Here is a 17,507-nt window from a genome sequence, read left to right as displayed (position 1 = left end):
CCGGACGGACCGGACGACAGGGCGCCGCGGCGACACCGGCGGTGACCTGCTGCGCGGAGTCGGGGGCTACGGACGTTGCCGATTTGTGACGAGTGGAAGGCATTGACGTTGCCGGGATCCGGAGTCCATCATCCTCGCCAGGCAGTGTCAACGATGACATAAGTCAACGATGACACCCCGGGGCGGCAACGCTCTGATCCCAACCCCGTGCCGCCCGCTATCCCACAGGAGTCGATCATGTCTCGCACCACTCGCCTGTCCTCCTCCCTCCTCAGAGCCGCAGCGGTCACGGGCGTCGCGGCACTCACCCTGACGGCCTGCGGGTCCGGCTCCGGATCGGGCTCCTCGAGCACCGGCTCGGGCGAGGTCAAGGTCGGTCTGATCACCAAGACCGACACCAACCCGTTCTTCGTGAAGATGAAGGAGGGCGCGGAGAAGGCCGCCAAGGAGAACGGCGTCCAGCTCTCCACCGCGGCAGGCAAGTTCGACGGCGACAACGCCGGGCAGGTCACCGCCATCGAGAACATGGTCGCCGCCGGGGTGAAGGGCATCCTGATCACCCCCAGCGACTCCAAGGCGATCGTGCCCGCGATCGAGAAGGCGAAGGCCAAGGGTGTCCTGGTCATCGCCCTGGACACGCCGACCGAGCCGCAGAGCGCGGTCGACGCCCTCTTCGCCACCGACAACCTCAAGGCCGGCGAGCTGATCGGCGAATACGCCAAGGCCGCCATGAAGGGCAAGACGGCGAAGATAGCCGCCCTCGACCTGGCGCCGGGCGTCTCCGTGGGCGTCCAGCGGCACGACGGCTTCCTGAAGGGCTTCGGCGCCACCGACAAGGATGTCGTCTGCGCCCAGGACACCGGCGGCGATCAGGCCAAGGGCCAGACCGCGATGGAGAACTGTCTGCAGAAGTCGCCCGACATCAACGTCGTCTACACCATCAACGAGCCGGCCGCGCTGGGCGCGTACACCGCGCTGAAGGCCAAGGGCCGGGAGAAGGACGTGCTGATCGTCTCCGTCGACGGCGGCTGCACCGGCACCCAGGCCGTCAAGGACGGCAAGATCGCGGCGACCTCGCAGCAGTACCCGCTGAAGATGGCCGCCGAGGGCGTCAAGGCCGTCGTGACGTACGCCAAGGGCGGCAAGAAGGCGTCCGGTTACACCGACACCGGCGTCACGCTGATCACCGACAAGGCGCAGGCCGGGGTCACGTCGAAGGACACCGCCTTCGGCCTGGAGAACTGCTGGGGCTAGGACCTGCCCCAGGGGTCGCGCAGTTCCCCGCGCCCTACCGCTTCTTGGACGCTCCCAAGGACCGTACGAAACGTCTCTCCCTCTCAGCGGGGCGGCCGCCCCGACCTCTCCCCGACCCGGGGCGGCCGCCCCCTTGTCTTCCGACAAGGACTTCGCATGACAGCCACGACCACGCCCCCGAGCACGTCCTCGCCCTATGCCGAGCTCAAAGCGCCGTCCACGGCCCGCAGACTGCTGACCGCGCCGACCACCGGCCCCCTGGTCGCCCTCCTGCTGGCCTGCGCCTTCTTCTCCTTCTCCTCCGACCAGTTCCTGACCGGCGGGAACTTCTCGCTGATCGTGCAGCAGGTCATGGTCGTGGGCACCCTCGCCATCGGACAGACCCTGATCATCCTCACCGCGGGCATCGACCTGTCGTGCGGTGCCGTGATGGCCTTCGGCAGCATCGTGATCGCCAAGATGGCCGCCGAGGGCTCCCTGCCCCCGCTGCTCGCCATCGCCCTGGGCATCGCCGTCTGCGCCGGCTTCGGGCTGCTCAACGGGCTGCTGGTGCAGAAGATCCCGCTGCCGCCGTTCATCGTCACCCTCGGCATGCTCAACGTGGCGTTCGCGCTGACCCACATCTACTCCGCGGAGCAGACGGTCACCAACCTGCCCGGCCCGCTGACGGCCCTCGGGGAGACCTTCCCGCTGGGCCACACGGACATCACCTACGGCTCCCTGGTCACCATCGCCCTGTTCCTCCTCCTCGCCTACACCCTCAGCAGCACCGGCTGGGGCAGGCACGTCTACGCCCTGGGCAACAGCGCCGAGGCCGCCCGCCTCAACGGCATCCGCACCTCCCGCCTCACCATCGGCATCTACACCGTGGCCGGACTGCTGTACGGCATCGCCGCCCTGCTACTCATCTCCCGCACCGGAGTCGGCGACCCGCAGGCCGGGCAGACCGACAACCTCGACAGCATCACCGCGGTGGTCCTCGGCGGCACCAGCCTCTTCGGCGGCCGCGGCTCCGTCCTGGGCACCTTCATCGGCGTCCTCATCGTCGGCGTGTTCCGCAACGGCCTGCAGCTGATGGGCGTCGCCTCCATCTACCAGACCCTGATCACCGGCGTCCTGGTGATCCTCGCGGTGACCGTCGACCAGATCTCCCGGAAGAAGGCACGATGACCGCCACCTCCTCCCCCACGCCCGTGCTGCAGGCCCGCGGTCTGGTCAAGCGCTACGGTCACGTCACCGCCATCGACGGCGCCGACTTCGACCTGCTGCCCGGCGAGGTCCTCGCCGTCATCGGCGACAACGGCGCCGGCAAGACCAGCCTGATCAAGGCGCTCACCGGCGCGGTGGTCCCGGACGCCGGCGAGATCCGGCTCAACGGCGAGCCCATCACCTTCTCCGGTCCGCAGAGCGCCCGCGCCCACGGCATCGAGACGGTGTATCAGGACCTCGCCGTGGCCGCCTCCATGGACATCGCCTCCAACGTGTTCCTCGGGCGCGAGCTGCGCCGGCCTGGCGTCCTCGGCAGTGTCTTCCGCATGTTGGACAAGAAGCGCATGCGTCAGGAGGCCGCCGAGCACATGGCCGACCTGAAGATCGGGCTGCGCTCGCTGACGCAGTCGGTGGAGACGCTCTCCGGCGGACAGCGGCAGGCCGTCGCGGTCGCCCGTTCCGTCGCCTGGGCCCGCAGCGTCGTCGTCATGGACGAACCGACCGCCGCCCTCGGCGTGAAGGAGTCCGGGCAGGTGCTGGACCTCATCCGCCGCGTCCGTGACCAGGGCATGCCGGTCGTGCTGATCAGCCACAACATGCCCCATGTCTTCGAGATCGCCGACCGGATCCACGTCCACCGGCTGGGCCGGCGCGCCGCCCTGATCAAGCCGTCCGACTACTCCATGGCCGAGGTGGTCGCCATCATGACCGGGGCGCTCAGCATCGACGAGGCCGGAGATACTGTCGTAGCGGATTCGGAGGCCGCGAAGGCCGCCGGAGTCCAGGCCACCTGACAGCACAACCCGGCTCTCGCAGTTTCCGGCCAAGGCCGCGGCCGGAACCGAGAGCCCTCAGGAGACGGTTTCCTCCATGGCAGCGAACCGCCGCCCTACCCTGGCCGACGTCGCCCGCGAAGTCGGCGTCAGCGCCAAGACGGTGTCCCGAGTCCTCAACGAGGACGGACCCGCCTCCGCGCAGACGAGGGAACAGGTGCTGGCCGCAGTGGCCAAGCTCGGCTTCCAGCCGAACCTCATGGCCCGCAACATCCGCGTCGGCGGCCCGGACACCACCATCGGTCTGGTCATTCCCGACCTCGCCAACCCCTTCTTCGGGGCCGTGGCCCGCGCCATCGAGGACACCGTCCGCGAACGCGGACTGACCCTGCTGATGGGCTCCTCGGCGGACGACCCGGCACGTGAACGCGCCCTGACGGACAAGTTCCTCGCCCGCCGCGTCAGCATCCTGATGGTCGTCCCGTCCGTCGGCGCCGACCACTCCCACCTGAAGTCCCACCGTACGGCGGGACTTCCCGTGATCTTCCTCGACCGACCCGGGGTCGGTCTCGTCACGGACAGCATCGTCAGCTCCAACCGTGCCGGAGCCCACGACGGTGTCGCCCATCTCGTCGCGCACGGACACCGGCGCATCGGCTTCGTCGGCGATCTGCCCCCGAAGCTGTACACCCGCCGGGAGCGGCTGGCCGGCTACCGCTCGGCGCTGCAGGACGCCGACATCCCCTACGACCGCTCGCTCGTCACCAACGCCCACGACCAGCGGGGCGCCGAGACCGCGACCGCCCAACTCCTCGGCCTGGCCGATCCGCCGACCGCCCTGTTCGCCGGGAACAACATCATGGCGCTGGGCATAGTGGCCGAACTGGCCCGCAGCAGGCGCAAGCACGTGGCTCTCGTCTCCTTCGACGACGTGGCACTCGCCGAGGCGCTCGAGCCGGCTCTGACGGTCGTCGCCCAGGACGCGGAGGCACTCGGCAGGGCCGCCGCGACGACCGCGCTGACCCGGCTCGACGGCGACCGCTCCCGTGCCCGCACCCTGACCGTCCCCACCCGTCTGATCGTTCGGGGCTCGGGCGAGCTTCCCGTCCCCGCGCCGCAGGAGGCGCTGCAGGAGGCGCTGACCTGAGCGGCGCAGGGGGCGGCGGCACAGGGGGGCGGCGGCACAGGGGCGGCGGCGCACGCGGGCTCCGGGGCTCGCCGGTGAAGTCCCGGGGCTCGAGGTGCAGGGGAACCCTGGTTCCCATAGTGTGGTAGTTGCAGTGTTTCCGGGGTGTTTGTCTCCCCCGGCGGGGGGTGCGGCGGTAGTCACCCGTCACCGCATGAATCACCGCACCGTCAGGAGACGTGATGGCCTCCCGTAAAGCCGTCTCTCGCGCTGTCCCGGTGTACGCGCTCGCCGGTATCCGCATCGTCAACGGGGCCGCCGGACTGCTCGCGCCCGACCTGCTCATCCGGCGCCTCGACCCCGACCGTGAGCCGCCCAGTCCGGCGGCCGTCTACGCGTTCCGGCTCTTCGGGATCCGTACGATCCTGCTCGGCCTCGATCTGCTGACCCACCGCGACGAGCGGTTGCGGGAAAGCCTGCGCGACGGCGTCCTGATCCACGGCAGTGACACCGCGACGGCGGCCACGCTGGGCCTGAGCGGCCGGGTCGCGCCGCGTACCGCGGCGCTGACCACGCTCATCTCGGCCACCAACACGGTCCTGGCCGCCGTCTCGCTCGCCAACCCGGTGAAGGGGAAGCCGACATGACGGAGAAGCCGACATGACCGAGGGTCCCGGCGTGGCCTCCCCGGCCGAGACGGGCTTCGACTACGTCGTCGTCGGCGCCGGGGCGGGCGGCGGACCGCTCGCGGCCAACCTCGCCGCCGCGGGCAGGCGCACCCTGTTGCTCGACGCAGGCGGCGCCCCCGACAACGACACCTACCGGGTGCCCGCCTTCCACGCGGACGCCTCCGAGGACCCCTTGCAGTGCTGGAACTACTTCGTACGGCACTACGCCGACGAGCGGCAGCAGCAGCGCGACAGCAAACTCGTCCCGGACCGGGGCGTCCTCTACCCGCGTGCCGGGACCGTCGGCGGCTGCACCGCGCACCACGCGCTGATCACCGTCTATCCGTACAACCGCGACTGGGACGCGATCGCGGAGGAGACCGGCGACGCGAGCTGGCACAGCACGGCCATGCGCCGCTACTTCGAGCGGCTGGAACGCTGCACGTACCGGCCGCGGCCCAAGGAGCCGCCCGTCGTCCCGCTGCTGGGCCCGCTGCCGGCCGGGCTGCTGAAGGTCCTGCCCTTCGTGGGCGCCCGGTACCGCAACGACGCACGCCACGGCTTCGACGGCTGGCTGCCGACGTCCCTCGCCGATCCCGAACTTGCCGTCCAGGACAAGCAGTTGCTGAAGGTGATCCTCTCGGCCGCGGAGGGCGCGCTGGCCGACTTCCTGGATCGGCCGCTGTCCCCGCTGGAGGGGTTCGGCTCCTTCGTCGACCCCAACGACTGGCGGGCGCAGACGCATGCCCTGCAAGGGCTGTGGCAGATCCCCCTCTCCACGGCGGACGGACGGCGCAGCGCCGTACGCGAGCGGGTCCAGGCGGTGCAGCGCAGTCATCCGGGCAGCCTGGTGGTCCGGACGAACGCGCTGGCGGCCCGGATCGTGCTGGGTGAGAACGGCGCCGCGGCCGGCGTCGACTATCTGGACGGGGCGCACGCCTACCGCGCCGACCCCGCGAGCCGGCCGGACGGCGGGCCGCCGGTCCTGCGCAGGGTCCTCGCCGCCCGTGAGGTGATCCTGGCCGCGGGGGCCTTCAACACGCCCCAGCTGCTGATGCTTTCGGGCATCGGACCGCGTGAGGAACTGCACCGGCACGGCATCCCCGTACGGGTCGGCCTCCAGGGGGTCGGCGCGAATCTGCAGGACCGGTACGAGGTCGGCGTGGTCAGCCGGATGGACCGCGCGTTCCCCGTCCTCGGGGACTGTGCCTTCCACGCGCCGCGGCCCGGGACGGAACCGGACCACTGCTACCGGGCCTGGCGGCGCGGCGAGGGACTGTACACGACCAACGGCGCTGTCGTCGGCGTCACCCGCAAGTCGCGTCCGGAGCTGGACGCACCCGATCTGTTCATCTTCGGCGGCCCCTTCGACTTCCGCGGCTACCGCCCCGGCTACTCACTCGACCTGACACGCCACCAGGACCGGTTCACCTGGGCGATCCTCAAGAGCCGCACCCACAACACCGGGGGTCGGGTACGGCTGCGCTCCGCCGACCCCCGTGACACCCCGCTGGTGAACTTCCACTACTTCGACGAGGGCACGGACAAGGACGCCGTGGATCTCGAAGCCATGGCCGGCGCCGTCGAGTTCGTGCGCGGGATGAACCGCAGGGCCGGCTCCGTGATCGCCGAGGAGCTGTGGCCGGGCGAGAAGGCCGTCGACCGCGACGGCATCCGTCGTTTCGTGCGGGACGAGGCCTGGGGCCACCACGCGTCCTGCACCTGCCGGATGGGACGCGCGGACGACCCCTCGGCCGTCGTCGACAGCGAGTTCCGGGTCCGCGGAGTGGACCGGCTGCGGATCGTCGACGCCTCGGTCTTCCCCCGCATCCCCGGATTCTTCGTCGCCGCCCCCATCTACATGATCAGCGAGAAGGCGAGCGACGTGATCCTCGCAACGGCCCGAGAAGCACGGCAAGGAGCACCCGGAGCAGCACCCCCAGGAGCACCGCAAGGAGTACCGCCATGAGCAAGCAACGAGGCACCGCACGACGTTCCGCGGCCGGATACCGTACGTCCCTGCCCTGGCGGATCGTCACCGCCGTCGCCGAGGTCGTGGACCGGCGCGTCGGCTGGGACAGACTGCCCGTCCTGCCCGGTCTGCTGACGCTCCTCGGACTGCGCGTCAAGCTGCGGCAGAAGAACCTTTACGACACCGGCCGGCTGCCCTCGGTGAATCTGCCCGATCCGGCGCCGCCCTCCGAGACCCACAAGGTCAACCGGACCGCCGACGGCAGCCACAACGACCTCGACGAGCCGCGCATGGGCATGGCGGGCACCCGCTTCGGCCGGAACATCCCGCTGGACCGGATCGCCCCGGCCGCGCCCGAGGACGTCCTGTCCACGCCCAGCCCCCGCGAGGTCAGCCGTGCCGTGCTCACCCGTGACGAGCTCATCCCCGCCGAATCGGTGAACTCCCTGGTCGCCGCCTGGCTTCAGTTCATGATCCGCGACTGGTTCAGCCACGGCACCAGTCCCACCGAACGGCCCTGGGAAGTACCCCTCATGGACGACGACCCGTGGCCGGAACACCCCATGCGGATCATGCGGACGCCGGACGACCCGACCCGCGACCCGCAGGCGCCCGCCGGGACGCCCGACACTCGCGTCAACGTGTCCTCCCACTGGTGGGACGCCTCGCAGATCTACGGGGCGAACGAGACCGAGCAGCGCCTGATGCGCGCCGGCGAGCTGGGCAAGCTGCATCTGTGGGACGACGAGCAGTCCCCGATCCCCTCGGATCCCGCCCGGGACCCCTCGCAGGTCCCCGGCTTCTGGCTGGGCCTCGCCATGATGCACGACCTCTTCGCCCGTGAGCACAACGCGATCTGCGATCACCTGCACGGCGCGTACCCGTCGTGGGGCGACGAGGAGCTCTTCCAACGTGCCCGGCTCGTCAACGCCGCGCTCCTCGCCAAGATCCACACCGTGGAGTGGACGCCGGCCGTGATCAGCCACCCGACGACCGTCACGGCACTGCGCGCCAACTGGTGGGGCATCGCGGGCGAGCGCGTCCACGACCTCTTCGGCCGGATCAGCGACAGCGAGGTCGTCAGCGGCATCCCGGGCGGCGAACGGGACCACTACGGCGTCCCGTACTCCCTCACCGAGGAGTTCGTGGCCGTGTACCGCATGCACCCGCTGATCCGCGACGAGTGGCATCTGCGCTCCGTCGCCGACGACACGAGCCTGCGTCACTGCACCCTCCGCGACATCTCGGGCCCCGGGGCGCTGAAGGTCCTGGAGACCACCGAGATGGCCGATCTGCTGTACAGCTTCGGCACGCTCCACCCCGGACTGGTCACCCTGCACAACTTCCCGCGGTTCCTCCAGGAGTTCGAGCGCCCGGACGGACGTCTGCAGGACCTCGCCGCCACCGACATCCTGCGCACCCGTGAGCTGGGCGTCCCCCGCTACAACGAGTTCCGGCGGCTGCTGCGGCTCAAGCCCGCGGCGAACTTCCTGGAGTTGGCGGAGAACCGGGCGGTGGCGGAGCGGATCGAGCAGCTCTACGACGGTGACATCGAGAAGGTCGACCTCATGGTCGGGCTGTACGCGGAGAAGCTGCCGGCCGGATTCGCGTTCAGCGACACCGCGTTCCGCATCTTCATCCTGATGGCGTCCCGCCGGCTGAACAGCGACCGCTTCTTCACCGAGTACTACACCCCCGAGGTGTACTCCAAGGCGGGCATGGCCTGGATCGACGACAACTCCATGGGCACGGTGCTGCTGCGCCACCACCCGGAGCTGCGCACGGCTCTCGCGGGGCTGACGAACGCCTTCGCGCCGTGGCACCACGCCGCGGGGACGGTGACCTGACATGGCAGTGGTGGAAACACTCCAGGAGAAGCGGCGGCAGCAGGTCGCGGCCGCCGCGGCACGCTACCGCGAGACCGCCGACGAACGGCGGGCGATCGAACTACAGCGGGACGCCGGGGTCGCCTTCCCGGACGCGCCGGAGGCACTCGCGGCGCGCGCGTCCCGACTGCTCGACCGGAACGCGGTGCCCGCCGCGCTGGTCATGGCCGCCGTCCGCGCGGAACCGCTGGATCAGCCCGCCGCGTACGAACGCATCCTCGGAGTGTCCAAGGATCTGCAGGCATGGAGCTTCCTGCCGCGCGGCGCCCGGGCGGCACGCACCGTCGCCCGGATCTCGGTGCGGGAGAGCGGCCGCGAACTGCCGCTCGGCACCGGCTTCCTGGTCTCGCCCGGCCTGCTGTTGACCAACCATCACGTGCTCACCGACGTGGAGACCGCCCGAGGGTGCTTCGTGGAGTTCGACGCGCAGGTCACCGTCGACAACGCGCCACAGCCGGCGGCGCCGCTGGAACTGGACCCCGACGCCTTCTACGTGACGGACGAGCGCCTCGACTTCGCCCTGGTGCATGTCGCCGCCGGCCCGGACGGACGGCCGCCGGGTGACACGTTCGGCTGGAACCGGCTCAGCGCCCAGACGGGAAAGCTGGTCATCGGCGAACCGGTCAACATCGTCGGGCACCCGATGGGCCGACTGAAGGAGATCGCCGTCCGCAACAACCTGCTCCAGGTGCGGCTCGACGACTTCCTGCAGTACACGACGGACACCGAGCCGGGAAACTCGGGCTCACCCGTCTTCAACGACCAGTGGGAGGTCGTCGCGCTCCACCACAGCGGCGTGCCGAAGACGGACGCACAGGGCCGTGTCCTGCGCCGTGACGGACAGGTCTGGCAGGCCGGTGACGGCGACGACGCCATCGACTGGGTCTCCAACGAGGGGGTGCGCATCAGCTCCCTCCTGAAGCACCTCGCCGCGCTGCCCCTGGCCTCCCCGCAGCAGGCACTGCTCTTTGAGATGGGCCCGGAGTCGGGCCTCGGCCTCGCGGAGGCCGCCGTCGCTCCGGCGACGGCGCCCACTCGGGCGGCCGCTCCGGCTGCGACTCCGGCTGCGACTCCGGCTGCGACTCCGGCTGCCGCTCCCGCCGTCGAAGCGTCGCGGCCGGCCGCCGAGAAGGTCGCCGGGCGGGTGGGACTGCGCGGGCGCGGCGGGGCGTTCGGCGGGAAGCGGCATCTGGTGTTCCTGCACGGTCGCTCCCAGGAGGGCAAGGACCCCGAGAAGCTGCGCCGCGAATGGGCGGCCGGGCTCAACCAGGGGCTGGTGCGCGCCGGGCTCCCTCCGGTCGACCCGGCGGACGTCTGGTTCCCCTACTACGGCGACAGGCTGGTGCAGGCCCTGACCACGCACGAGGCCGTCCCCCACGTCGTGGAGGCGCCGGCCGCCACGGCGGCGGAGGTGGTGGCGCCCTCCTCCCCCACCGCGCGCACGGTGTACGAGGAGATCGTCGGTGAGGCGGCCGCCAAGTGGGACATGCCGCGGGAGGGGCAGCTGGCCACCGAGCGCATCGGCCTGCCGGACGTGGTGGGGACCCTGCAGAAGCAGCTGAGCTGGCTGGCCGCCAGGAGCGACCTCGACGCCTGGGCCATCGCCCTGGTCTTCCGTGACGTGTCCGCCTACCTCGACGACCGGCGCATCCGGGACGCGGTCCTGGACTGCGTGCTGGAGACCGTGCCGGACGACGGAGAGATGGTCCTGGTCAGCCACAGCCTGGGCACCGTCGTCGCGCTGGACCTCACCACCCGCCTGTCGCCCGGTGTGCACGCCGTCCACCTCACCACGGCGGGCAGCCCGCTCGGCCTGGACAGCGTGTACAGCCGGCTGCTCGTCGGCGGGCCGAAGCGCCCGGACAACGTGGCGGACTGGCTGAACGTCTGGTGTCCGACCGACGCGGTGGCCATCGGCTGCCCGCTGGGCGACGACTGGGCGGACGGACTGTCCGACCTCGCCGTCGTCAACGCCCGCGACCGGGCGCACAGCATCGTGGAGTACCTCTCCCACACGGAGGCCGCCCGCGCGATCGGCGGCCGGCTCGGCGGCTGAGCCCGCCGCGGGATCCGGCCTGGCGCTGCCGCGCAGGTGACGGCCTATGGCCCGCGCATTCCCGCGCCTGCATGATGGACGGGGCCCAACTCACCGCGCGGAGGACACCTTGGATCCCTTGTCCCTTGCCATCGCCGGAGCCCTCGCCGCCGGCCTCGCGACCGGAGCGGGCGAATCCACAGGCGCCGCTCTGCCCGCGCTCCTGCGGCGTGTCAGGGAACGGTTCGCGGGTCGCCCCGACCTACCGGAGTCCGAGGCGCGGCTGGCGACGGCGCTGGACGAGGAGTTCACCCGCGACCCCGGGTTCCGTCAGGAATGCCAGAACCTGTGGAACCAGGCGACCGGCGACGGCGTCGTCAACTCCTTCCACGGCCACGCCAAGAACGTGGTGCAGGTCCGCGACATCCACGGCGGCCTGACGATGGATTGAATCCTCCCCTCCCTGAAGGGGGAGGGGATTCCTGGCTCAGGCCGCCTCCTGGAGCAGCGCTCCAGGGGGTCTTCCGCCATCGGCACCAGCCGGGTCGAGACCAGCCCGGACCAGCATCACGCGGGCGGTCCGACGCGGGAAGCCCTGGTGCGGGCCACGTTCGCGCACCAGATGGACACCTGTGCTCAGGCGCTCACCGAGGCGCTGGCCGACCCCGATCCGTGGCAGGGCTTCCAGCGGCTGGTCGAGACATCCGGTCGAGCTGCGCCGGACCACACGCGGCCTTCCGGCCGGTCGCCTTGTTGTGCAGATGTACGGCCCTGGACTTGGCGACGCATTCGTTCCACACCCAGCGGCACCGGCCCCGGTCCGGCCGGTTGCCTCACTCGTCCTCTCCGACGTTCCTGCTCGGCAGGAACGTCTGGCGTGCCCACAGGCTGAGCAGCGCCGTCCCGCCGACCCACAGCGGCACCGGGTCGCTGGCGAGGGGCGCCAACGCGTATCCCAGCGCCGTCACCGTGCACACGGTCAGCGGAATGAACGCCGCGGTGCCTTCCATCCCGGACCGCAGCGCCGGCCGGCCGGCGCTCAGGACGCTCGCCCCGCCGGGCACCCAGGCGGCGACTGAGACGATCAGCAGTCCTGCGGTATCGCAGCCGTCGGCCAGTAGGGACGGCCCCTCGGGGCCGTGCGGGCCGACCGTCCACAGTCGCACGGTGTCGCCGATCAGCATGAGGGACAGTCCGACGATCGTCACCCACAGCGTGGCCTGCTGGTCGCTCCGTACGAGGCGACGCAGGGCGAGCAGAAAACTGAGGAACACGACTTCCGCGGTCCACAGGACGCCCACCATTCCCGTCTCGGGCCGCCAGGCGTCACCGGCCCTCCCGAGGAGCACCCATCCCGAAAGGAACACGGCCCCGGCCGTGACGGTCCCGTCCAGCAGGCGCCGCAGCCACGCGTGTCTACCGGTGCCGGCATCGGCCGCGACCACCAGACCGGCCATCCCCAGCCCGACCGCGACCGTCACTCCGGTGACCACCGCCAGACCGACCAGGCTTCGGGAGTCCAGCCCCGGTGCCGGCCGATCCGACAGAACGGCGATCGCGACCCGATAGACCCCGCCGGCGGCCGCGGAACCCGCCAACAGCAGCAGCCGTGTCCGTACCCGTCCGCACGCGCCCCCGACCCGGATCAGCAGGGAGACTGTCAGCACCCAGCAGCCGACGGACGGTCCGATCGACATCATCCGCACCGCCTGGCGCTCGCCCGCCCACCACCCTGGGCGGCCCTGGTCCGACGGCAGCCACTCGTCCGGACTCCGAGCGGGTCCGGTGCCTTCCCCAACCTCAGCATGACGCCGACCGTACGAGACTCACCACGGGCACCGAGCGGAAAGCCGGATGATTCACTCGGGCTGTGGACGTCGGCCGCGGGAAGGTTTGCCTTTCCACCGGGCGGAGCAGGTGTGTGCGGTCCGTCGGGACGATTCGTCGCCGCGATACCTCAGTCGACGACAGCCGGCGTGCCGCCGCGCAGGGGGACTGCGGCGGAGCAATCGCGCCCAACCCGTTGACGTGTTGGGCGGGTTGCGCCCATCATCGGGCCACTTGGTGTCAACGATGACATAAGTCAACGATGACATCGCTGGTCGGTGGCGTGGACGACGACACCGACCAGTACGTCACTTTTCGGTCCGTCCGCGCAGGGCCGCAGGCTCCACCGCGTGGAAGGCCGCAGCACAGGAGGCCTCATGAGCTCTGTACGCGCATCCCGGCATGCCCGCACCCGGATGATCGCCGCGGTGGCGACCGTCTGCGCCCTGTCCGCGACCCCGCTCGCCCCTCAGGCCGTCGCCGTCGCCGCCGTCGCCCCGCCGTACGCCGAGACGTACAGGCCCCAGTTCCATTTCACGCCCGAGAAGAACTGGATGAACGACCCCAACGGCCTCGTGTACTACAAGGGCGAATATCACCTCTTCTACCAGTACAACCCCAACGGCGACTCCTGGGGCGACATGTCCTGGGGGCACGCGGTGAGCACGGACCTCGTGCACTGGAAGCAGCTGCCGCTCGCCCTGTCGCACGACGACGAGGAGATGGTCTTCTCGGGCAGCGCGGTCGTCGACCGGAACAACACCACGGGCTTCGGCACCACGAAGAACCCGCCCATGGTGGCGATCTACACCAGCAACTCCAAGTCCACCGGCACCCAGGCCCAGTCACTCGCCTACAGCACCGACCGCGGCCGCACCTGGACCAAGTACCAGGGCAATCCGGTCATCGACATCGGCTCCAGGGACTTCCGGGATCCCAAGGTCCAGTGGTACGCGCCGACGAAGAGCTGGCTGATGACGGTGTCGCTGTCCGTCGAGCACAAGGTGCGGTTCTACTCCTCCAAGAACCTCAAGGACTGGAGCCTGCTCAGCGAGTTCGGGCCGGCCGGCGCGACGGGCGGCGTGTGGGAGTGCCCCGACCTGTTCCCGCTCGCCGTCGACGGGGACCCGAACCACATCAAGTGGGTCCTGGTCGTCAACATCAACCCCGGTGGCATCGCGGGTGGTTCGGCGGCCCAGTACTTCGTCGGCGACTTCGACGGAAAGACGTTCACCGCGGACGACAAGGGCGCCTACACACCGCCCGCCGGCCAGGTCGTGCAGGACTTCGAGAGCGGCGACTTCGGTACGTGGACGACCACGGGCACCGCGTTCGGCCAGGCGCCGGCGGCCGGGGCGCTGGACGGTCAGGGAACCGTGGACGGCTTCGACGGCAAGGGCCTCGCCAACAGCTTCCACGCGGGCGACGGCGCCACCGGCACCCTGACCTCGCCCGAGTTCACCGTCGACAGCCCGTACCTGAACTTCAAGGTCGGCGGCGGTCGGCACCCGCACCTGCCCGGAACCGTCACGGAGCAGGGACCCCCGCCGGCGGGCACGGTCCTCGCCGACTTCGAAGGGGGCACCTACGGCGACTGGGCGAAGACCGGGGACGCCTTCGGCACCGCACCGGCCGCCGGCACCCTGCCGAACCAGCAGGAGGTCTCCGGATTCCTGGGCCAGGGCCTGGTCGACACCTACCTGAACGGCGACTCCACCACCGGCACCCTCACCTCGCCCGAGTTCACCGTCGACAAGAAGCACATCAACTTCCTCATCGGCGGCGGCAACCACCCCGCCGGCTCCGCCAACCCGACCGCCGTCGAACTCCTCGTCGACGGCAACGTGGTCCGCAGCACCACCGGGCAGGACGCCGAGGCACTCAACTGGGCCTCCTGGGACGTGAGCGACCTCGCCGGCAAGAAGGCGCGGGTCAGGATCGTCGACGACAACACCGGCGGCTGGGGCCACCTCAACGTCGACCACATCATGCTCTCCGACACCCAGGCCCGGCCCGTCTCCCAGGAGACGTCCGTCAACCTGATCGTGGACGGCCAGGTCGTCCGCAGCGCCACCGGCTCCAACAGCGAGACCCTGGACTGGTCTTCCTTCGACATGCGCCCCTACCTCGGCAAGAAGGCGCAGGTCCAGATCGTCGACATGAACACCGCCGGCTGGGGCCACATCCTCGCCGACCGGTTCACCGCGGCCGACGCCCCCGCGAAGTCCGTCGTGCAGCGGGCCGACTGGGCCGACTACGGCAAGGACTACTACGCGGCGGTGTCCTGGGAGAACGCCCCGGGCGGCAAGCGGTACATGATCGGCTGGATGAACAACTGGGACTACGCCGGCGCCGTCCCCACCTTCCCGTGGCGCGGCGCACAAAGCATCCCCCGGGAGATGGCCCTGCGCACCGTCGACGGCCGGATCCGCCTGACCGGCAAGCCGGTGGACAGCCTGACGTCCCTGCGGCAGGACCACCCCGCGTCCGCGACCGGGGTCACCGTCAAGAACACCTCCCAGCCACTGATCGGCCCCGCGGCCAAAGGCAAGGCGCTCGACATCGAGGCGACCTTCTCCCTCAAGGACGCCGAACGGTTCGGCCTGAAGGTGCGTACCGGTGCCGACGGCGAAGAGACCGTCATCGGCTACGACACCACGACGCAGGAGCTGTACGTCGACCGCACCCACTCCGGCGCCGTGGACTTCAACAGCACCTTCCCCGGCGTCCAGACCGCACCGCTGAAGGCCCGCAACGGCAAGGTCAAGCTGCGGATCCTCGTCGACTGGTCATCGGTCGAGGTCTTCGGCGGCAGCGGCGAGGCCGTGATCACCGACCAGATCTTCCCCGACCCCGCCAGCCAGGGAGTACAGGTCTTCGCCGAGAACGGCTCGGTGAAGCTGGACCAGGCTCGCGTCTGGCACCTCGACTCCTCCCACGACTGACCTACCTGAACGCGTTACCGCACGTCGGCGAGGGGCTGGGCCGCGTAGGTGATGCGGACGACGCCGTCGGCATGCCGTTCCGTGTCGCCGCGTACGCCGAAGACGTCTCGGAGGATGTCGGGCGTGAGGACCTCCAGGACGGGGCCCGCCGCCACCACGGCGCCCTGGTGCAGCACCACGAGGCGGTCGCAGAGGCGGGCGGCGAGGTCGAGGTCGTGCAGGACGGCCAGGGTGGTGATGCCGGTGCTGCGGATGAGGTCAAGGAGCTCGAAGCGGGCGCGGATGTCGAGGTGGTTGGTGAGTTCGTCCAGGACGAGGAGTCGGGGGCGCTGGGCGAGGGCGCGGGCGAGGAGCACGCGCTGGCGTTCGCCGCCGGACAGGGTGGCGTAATCCCGGTCTGCGAAGGGACCCACTCCGCAGCGGGCGACCGCCTCGGCCACGGCCTCGCGGTCCTCGGCGCCGTCGCGGCCCGTCAGGCCGTGGTGGGGTGTGCGGCCGAGGGCGACGATCTCGGTGACCGTGAGGCCGGTGGTGGCGGCGACGTCCTGGAGGACGGCCGCCGTGCGGCGGGCGGCGGTGCGCGCGGACAGCTCCCACACGTCGTCGCCGCCCACCCGCACCGCCCCTGCGGCCGGCCGCAGCGAGCGGTAGACCGTGCGCAGGAGGGTGGACTTCCCGCTGCCGTTGGGGCCCACGAGTCCGACGATGTCTCCCTCGGCGGCCTCCAGGTTCACCTGGCGGAGGATCGGTTCGCGATCCAGGGCGATGTGGAGCTGCTCCACGGTCAGTTTCATACGGTGTCCAGGCCCTTGTCGCGGCGCAGCAGCCACAGGAAGAAGGGGGCGCCGAGCAGGCCGGTGAGGATGCCCAGCGGCAGTTCGTTCGGACGGGTCAGGGTGCGGGAGAGCAGGTCGACGAGGACCAGGTAGACGGCGCCGAGGAGCGCGGTCAGGGGCAGCAGGCGTCGGTGGTCGGCGCCGACGGTGAGACGGACCAGGTGGGGGATCATCAGGCCGACGAAGCCCACTCCGCCCGCGACCGCGATGACCGTCCCGGTGAGGAGCGCGCTGATGACCAGCAGGACCGCCCGGAGGCGGTTGACGTCGACGCCGAGGGCGGTGGCAGACTCGTCGCCGGCCAGCAGGGCGTTGAGGCGCCGTCCGAACAGGGTCAGCAGGACCGTGCTCGTGAGGACCACGACCGTGACGCTGGGCAGTTGGCTCCACTGGGCGCCCGCGACGCTGCCGAGCATCCAGAACATGACGGTCCGCAGTTCGGTGGGGGTGGCCATCAGCTGGACGAAGTTGGTCATCGACAGCAGGACATAGCCGACCGCCACCCCGGCCAGCACGAGCCGGGTGGGGGCGAGTCGGCCCTGTCGTAGTCCCAGGGCGAAGACCAGCGCCCCGGCTGCCAGTGCGCCGACGAACGCGGCGCCCGAGACGCCGAGTCCGCCCAGCCCGCCGAGGGTGACGCCGCCGAGGGTGATGACCAGGACGGCGCCGAGCGAGGCGCCGTAGGAGAAGCCGAGGACGATCGGGTCGGCGAGTGGGTTGGAGACGAGGGTCTGCAGGACCGCCCCGGCCACCGCCAGGCCTGCGCCGACCAGGGCGGCGAGGACGACGCGGGGGGCCCGGAACGTCCATACGATCTGGTCCAGCGCCGGATCGCCGGTGCCACCCCGGCCAGTGACATGGTGCAGGAGGATCCCCCACACGTCGCCGACCGGGATGTTGACCGCGCCGATGCTCACCGCCACCACCATGACCGCGACGAGCAGGGCCGTCAGGGCGGCGACGGACAGCGGGAGTC

The 17,507-nt window shown here is 70.7% G+C and carries 13 protein-coding genes and 2 pseudogenes; 11 read left to right on the top strand and 4 right to left on the bottom strand.

The window, feature by feature from the left end; genetic code table 11:
- Positions 1–237: 237 nt before the first annotated feature.
- From B5557_RS30940 to B5557_RS30900, 9 genes are all read left to right on the top strand, one after another.
- Positions 238–1,254, top strand: coding sequence for a sugar ABC transporter substrate-binding protein (locus B5557_RS30940; RefSeq protein WP_079662533.1), 1,017 nt, complete (start codon positions 238–240; stop codon positions 1,252–1,254).
- Positions 1,255–1,410: 156 nt separating this feature from the next.
- Positions 1,411–2,424, top strand: coding sequence for an ABC transporter permease (locus tag B5557_RS30935; RefSeq protein ID WP_079662532.1), 1,014 nt, complete (start codon positions 1,411–1,413; stop codon positions 2,422–2,424).
- Positions 2,421–3,257 (top strand): ATP-binding cassette domain-containing protein, encoded by an 837-nt coding sequence (locus B5557_RS30930; RefSeq protein ID WP_079662531.1) that lies wholly within the window; start codon positions 2,421–2,423, stop codon positions 3,255–3,257. The genes B5557_RS30935 and B5557_RS30930 overlap by 4 nt, the downstream gene beginning before the upstream one ends.
- 76 nt (positions 3,258–3,333) lie before the next feature.
- Positions 3,334–4,383 carry a LacI family DNA-binding transcriptional regulator gene (locus B5557_RS30925; RefSeq protein ID WP_079662530.1) on the top strand — a complete coding sequence of 350 codons (1,050 nt, stop codon included), beginning with the start codon at positions 3,334–3,336 and terminating at the stop codon, positions 4,381–4,383.
- A 221-nt stretch (positions 4,384–4,604) separates the two neighbouring features.
- On the top strand, positions 4,605–5,009 hold the full coding sequence (locus B5557_RS30920) for a hypothetical protein (protein ID WP_079662529.1): 405 nt from the start codon (positions 4,605–4,607) through the stop codon (positions 5,007–5,009).
- Positions 5,010–5,022: 13 nt separating this feature from the next.
- Complete coding sequence (locus tag B5557_RS30915) at positions 5,023–6,999, top strand: GMC family oxidoreductase (RefSeq protein WP_079662528.1); 1,977 nt, start codon at positions 5,023–5,025, stop codon at positions 6,997–6,999.
- A complete protein-coding gene (locus tag B5557_RS30910; protein ID WP_079662527.1) occupies positions 6,996–8,849 on the top strand; it encodes a peroxidase family protein in 1,854 nt (617 codons plus the stop codon). Before B5557_RS30915 ends, B5557_RS30910 begins: the two co-directional genes overlap by 4 nt.
- 1 nt (position 8,850) lies before the next feature.
- Positions 8,851–10,944 (top strand): trypsin-like serine peptidase, encoded by a 2,094-nt coding sequence (locus B5557_RS30905; RefSeq protein ID WP_079662526.1) that lies wholly within the window; start codon positions 8,851–8,853, stop codon positions 10,942–10,944.
- Positions 10,945–11,062: 118 nt separating this feature from the next.
- A complete protein-coding gene (locus B5557_RS30900) occupies positions 11,063–11,374 on the top strand; it encodes a hypothetical protein (RefSeq protein ID WP_079662525.1) in 312 nt (103 codons plus the stop codon).
- Positions 11,375–11,410: 36 nt separating this feature from the next.
- On the opposite strand, the pseudogene B5557_RS46350 reads toward B5557_RS30900, so the two are convergent.
- Positions 11,411–11,509: pseudogene (locus B5557_RS46350) on the bottom strand (RNA-guided endonuclease TnpB family protein); the annotation flags it as partial.
- On the opposite strand from B5557_RS46350, the pseudogene B5557_RS45410 reads away from it, so the two are divergent.
- Positions 11,504–11,666, top strand: a pseudogene (locus B5557_RS45410) (TetR family transcriptional regulator); the annotation flags it as partial. The pseudogenes B5557_RS46350 and B5557_RS45410 overlap by 6 nt on opposite strands.
- A 90-nt stretch (positions 11,667–11,756) precedes the next feature.
- On the opposite strand, the gene B5557_RS30890 reads toward B5557_RS45410, so the two are convergent.
- Positions 11,757–12,623, bottom strand: a complete 867-nt coding sequence (locus B5557_RS30890) for a hypothetical protein (RefSeq protein WP_079665096.1) — start codon at positions 12,621–12,623, stop codon at positions 11,757–11,759.
- Between the two features lie 504 nt (positions 12,624–13,127).
- Here B5557_RS30890 and B5557_RS30885 point away from each other — a divergent pair.
- Entirely contained in the window at positions 13,128–15,695 is a 2,568-nt protein-coding gene (locus B5557_RS30885) for a glycoside hydrolase family 32 protein (protein ID WP_079662524.1), read from the top strand.
- Between the two features lie 14 nt (positions 15,696–15,709).
- Here the strand turns inward: B5557_RS30885 and B5557_RS30880 are convergent, their stop codons facing one another.
- Both B5557_RS30880 and B5557_RS30875 read right to left on the bottom strand, forming a co-directional pair.
- A complete protein-coding gene (locus tag B5557_RS30880) occupies positions 15,710–16,489 on the bottom strand; it encodes an ABC transporter ATP-binding protein (protein WP_079662523.1) in 780 nt (259 codons plus the stop codon).
- The gene (locus B5557_RS30875) at positions 16,486–17,460 is read right to left on the bottom strand and encodes a FecCD family ABC transporter permease (protein ID WP_079662522.1); all 975 of its coding nucleotides are present in this window, start codon (positions 17,458–17,460) and stop codon (positions 16,486–16,488) included. The genes B5557_RS30880 and B5557_RS30875 overlap by 4 nt, the downstream gene beginning before the upstream one ends.
- Positions 17,461–17,507: the final 47 nt, after the last annotated feature.

This window comes from Streptomyces sp. 3214.6, from assembly GCF_900129855.1.
GTDB classification, from domain to species: domain Bacteria; phylum Actinomycetota; class Actinomycetes; order Streptomycetales; family Streptomycetaceae; genus Streptomyces; species Streptomyces soliscabiei.
The sequence above is the reverse complement of the archived record's forward strand: the minus strand, read 5'-3'. Positions and strand labels throughout refer to the sequence as shown.

What these genes read in the sequence shown, in the direction of transcription:
- B5557_RS30875 (WP_079662522.1), bottom strand. Translation starts at nt 17,460, where the DNA reads ATGGTGGTGGCGGTGAGCATCGGCGCGGTCAACATCCCGGTCGGCGAC.
- B5557_RS30940 (WP_079662533.1), top strand. Translation starts at nt 238, where the DNA reads ATGTCTCGCACCACTCGCCTGTCCTCCTCCCTCCTCAGAGCCGCAGCG.
- B5557_RS30910 (WP_079662527.1), top strand. Translation starts at nt 6,996, where the DNA reads ATGAGCAAGCAACGAGGCACCGCACGACGTTCCGCGGCCGGATACCGT.
- B5557_RS30925 (WP_079662530.1), top strand. Translation starts at nt 3,334, where the DNA reads ATGGCAGCGAACCGCCGCCCTACCCTGGCCGACGTCGCCCGCGAAGTC.
- B5557_RS30930 (WP_079662531.1), top strand. Translation starts at nt 2,421, where the DNA reads ATGACCGCCACCTCCTCCCCCACGCCCGTGCTGCAGGCCCGCGGTCTG.
- B5557_RS30920 (WP_079662529.1), top strand. Translation starts at nt 4,605, where the DNA reads ATGGCCTCCCGTAAAGCCGTCTCTCGCGCTGTCCCGGTGTACGCGCTC.
- B5557_RS30880 (WP_079662523.1), bottom strand. Translation starts at nt 16,489, where the DNA reads ATGAAACTGACCGTGGAGCAGCTCCACATCGCCCTGGATCGCGAACCG.
- B5557_RS30935 (WP_079662532.1), top strand. Translation starts at nt 1,411, where the DNA reads ATGACAGCCACGACCACGCCCCCGAGCACGTCCTCGCCCTATGCCGAG.
- B5557_RS30905 (WP_079662526.1), top strand. Translation starts at nt 8,851, where the DNA reads ATGGCAGTGGTGGAAACACTCCAGGAGAAGCGGCGGCAGCAGGTCGCG.
- B5557_RS30885 (WP_079662524.1), top strand. Translation starts at nt 13,128, where the DNA reads ATGAGCTCTGTACGCGCATCCCGGCATGCCCGCACCCGGATGATCGCC.
- B5557_RS30890 (WP_079665096.1), bottom strand. Translation starts at nt 12,623, where the DNA reads ATGATGTCGATCGGACCGTCCGTCGGCTGCTGGGTGCTGACAGTCTCC.
- B5557_RS30915 (WP_079662528.1), top strand. Translation starts at nt 5,023, where the DNA reads ATGACCGAGGGTCCCGGCGTGGCCTCCCCGGCCGAGACGGGCTTCGAC.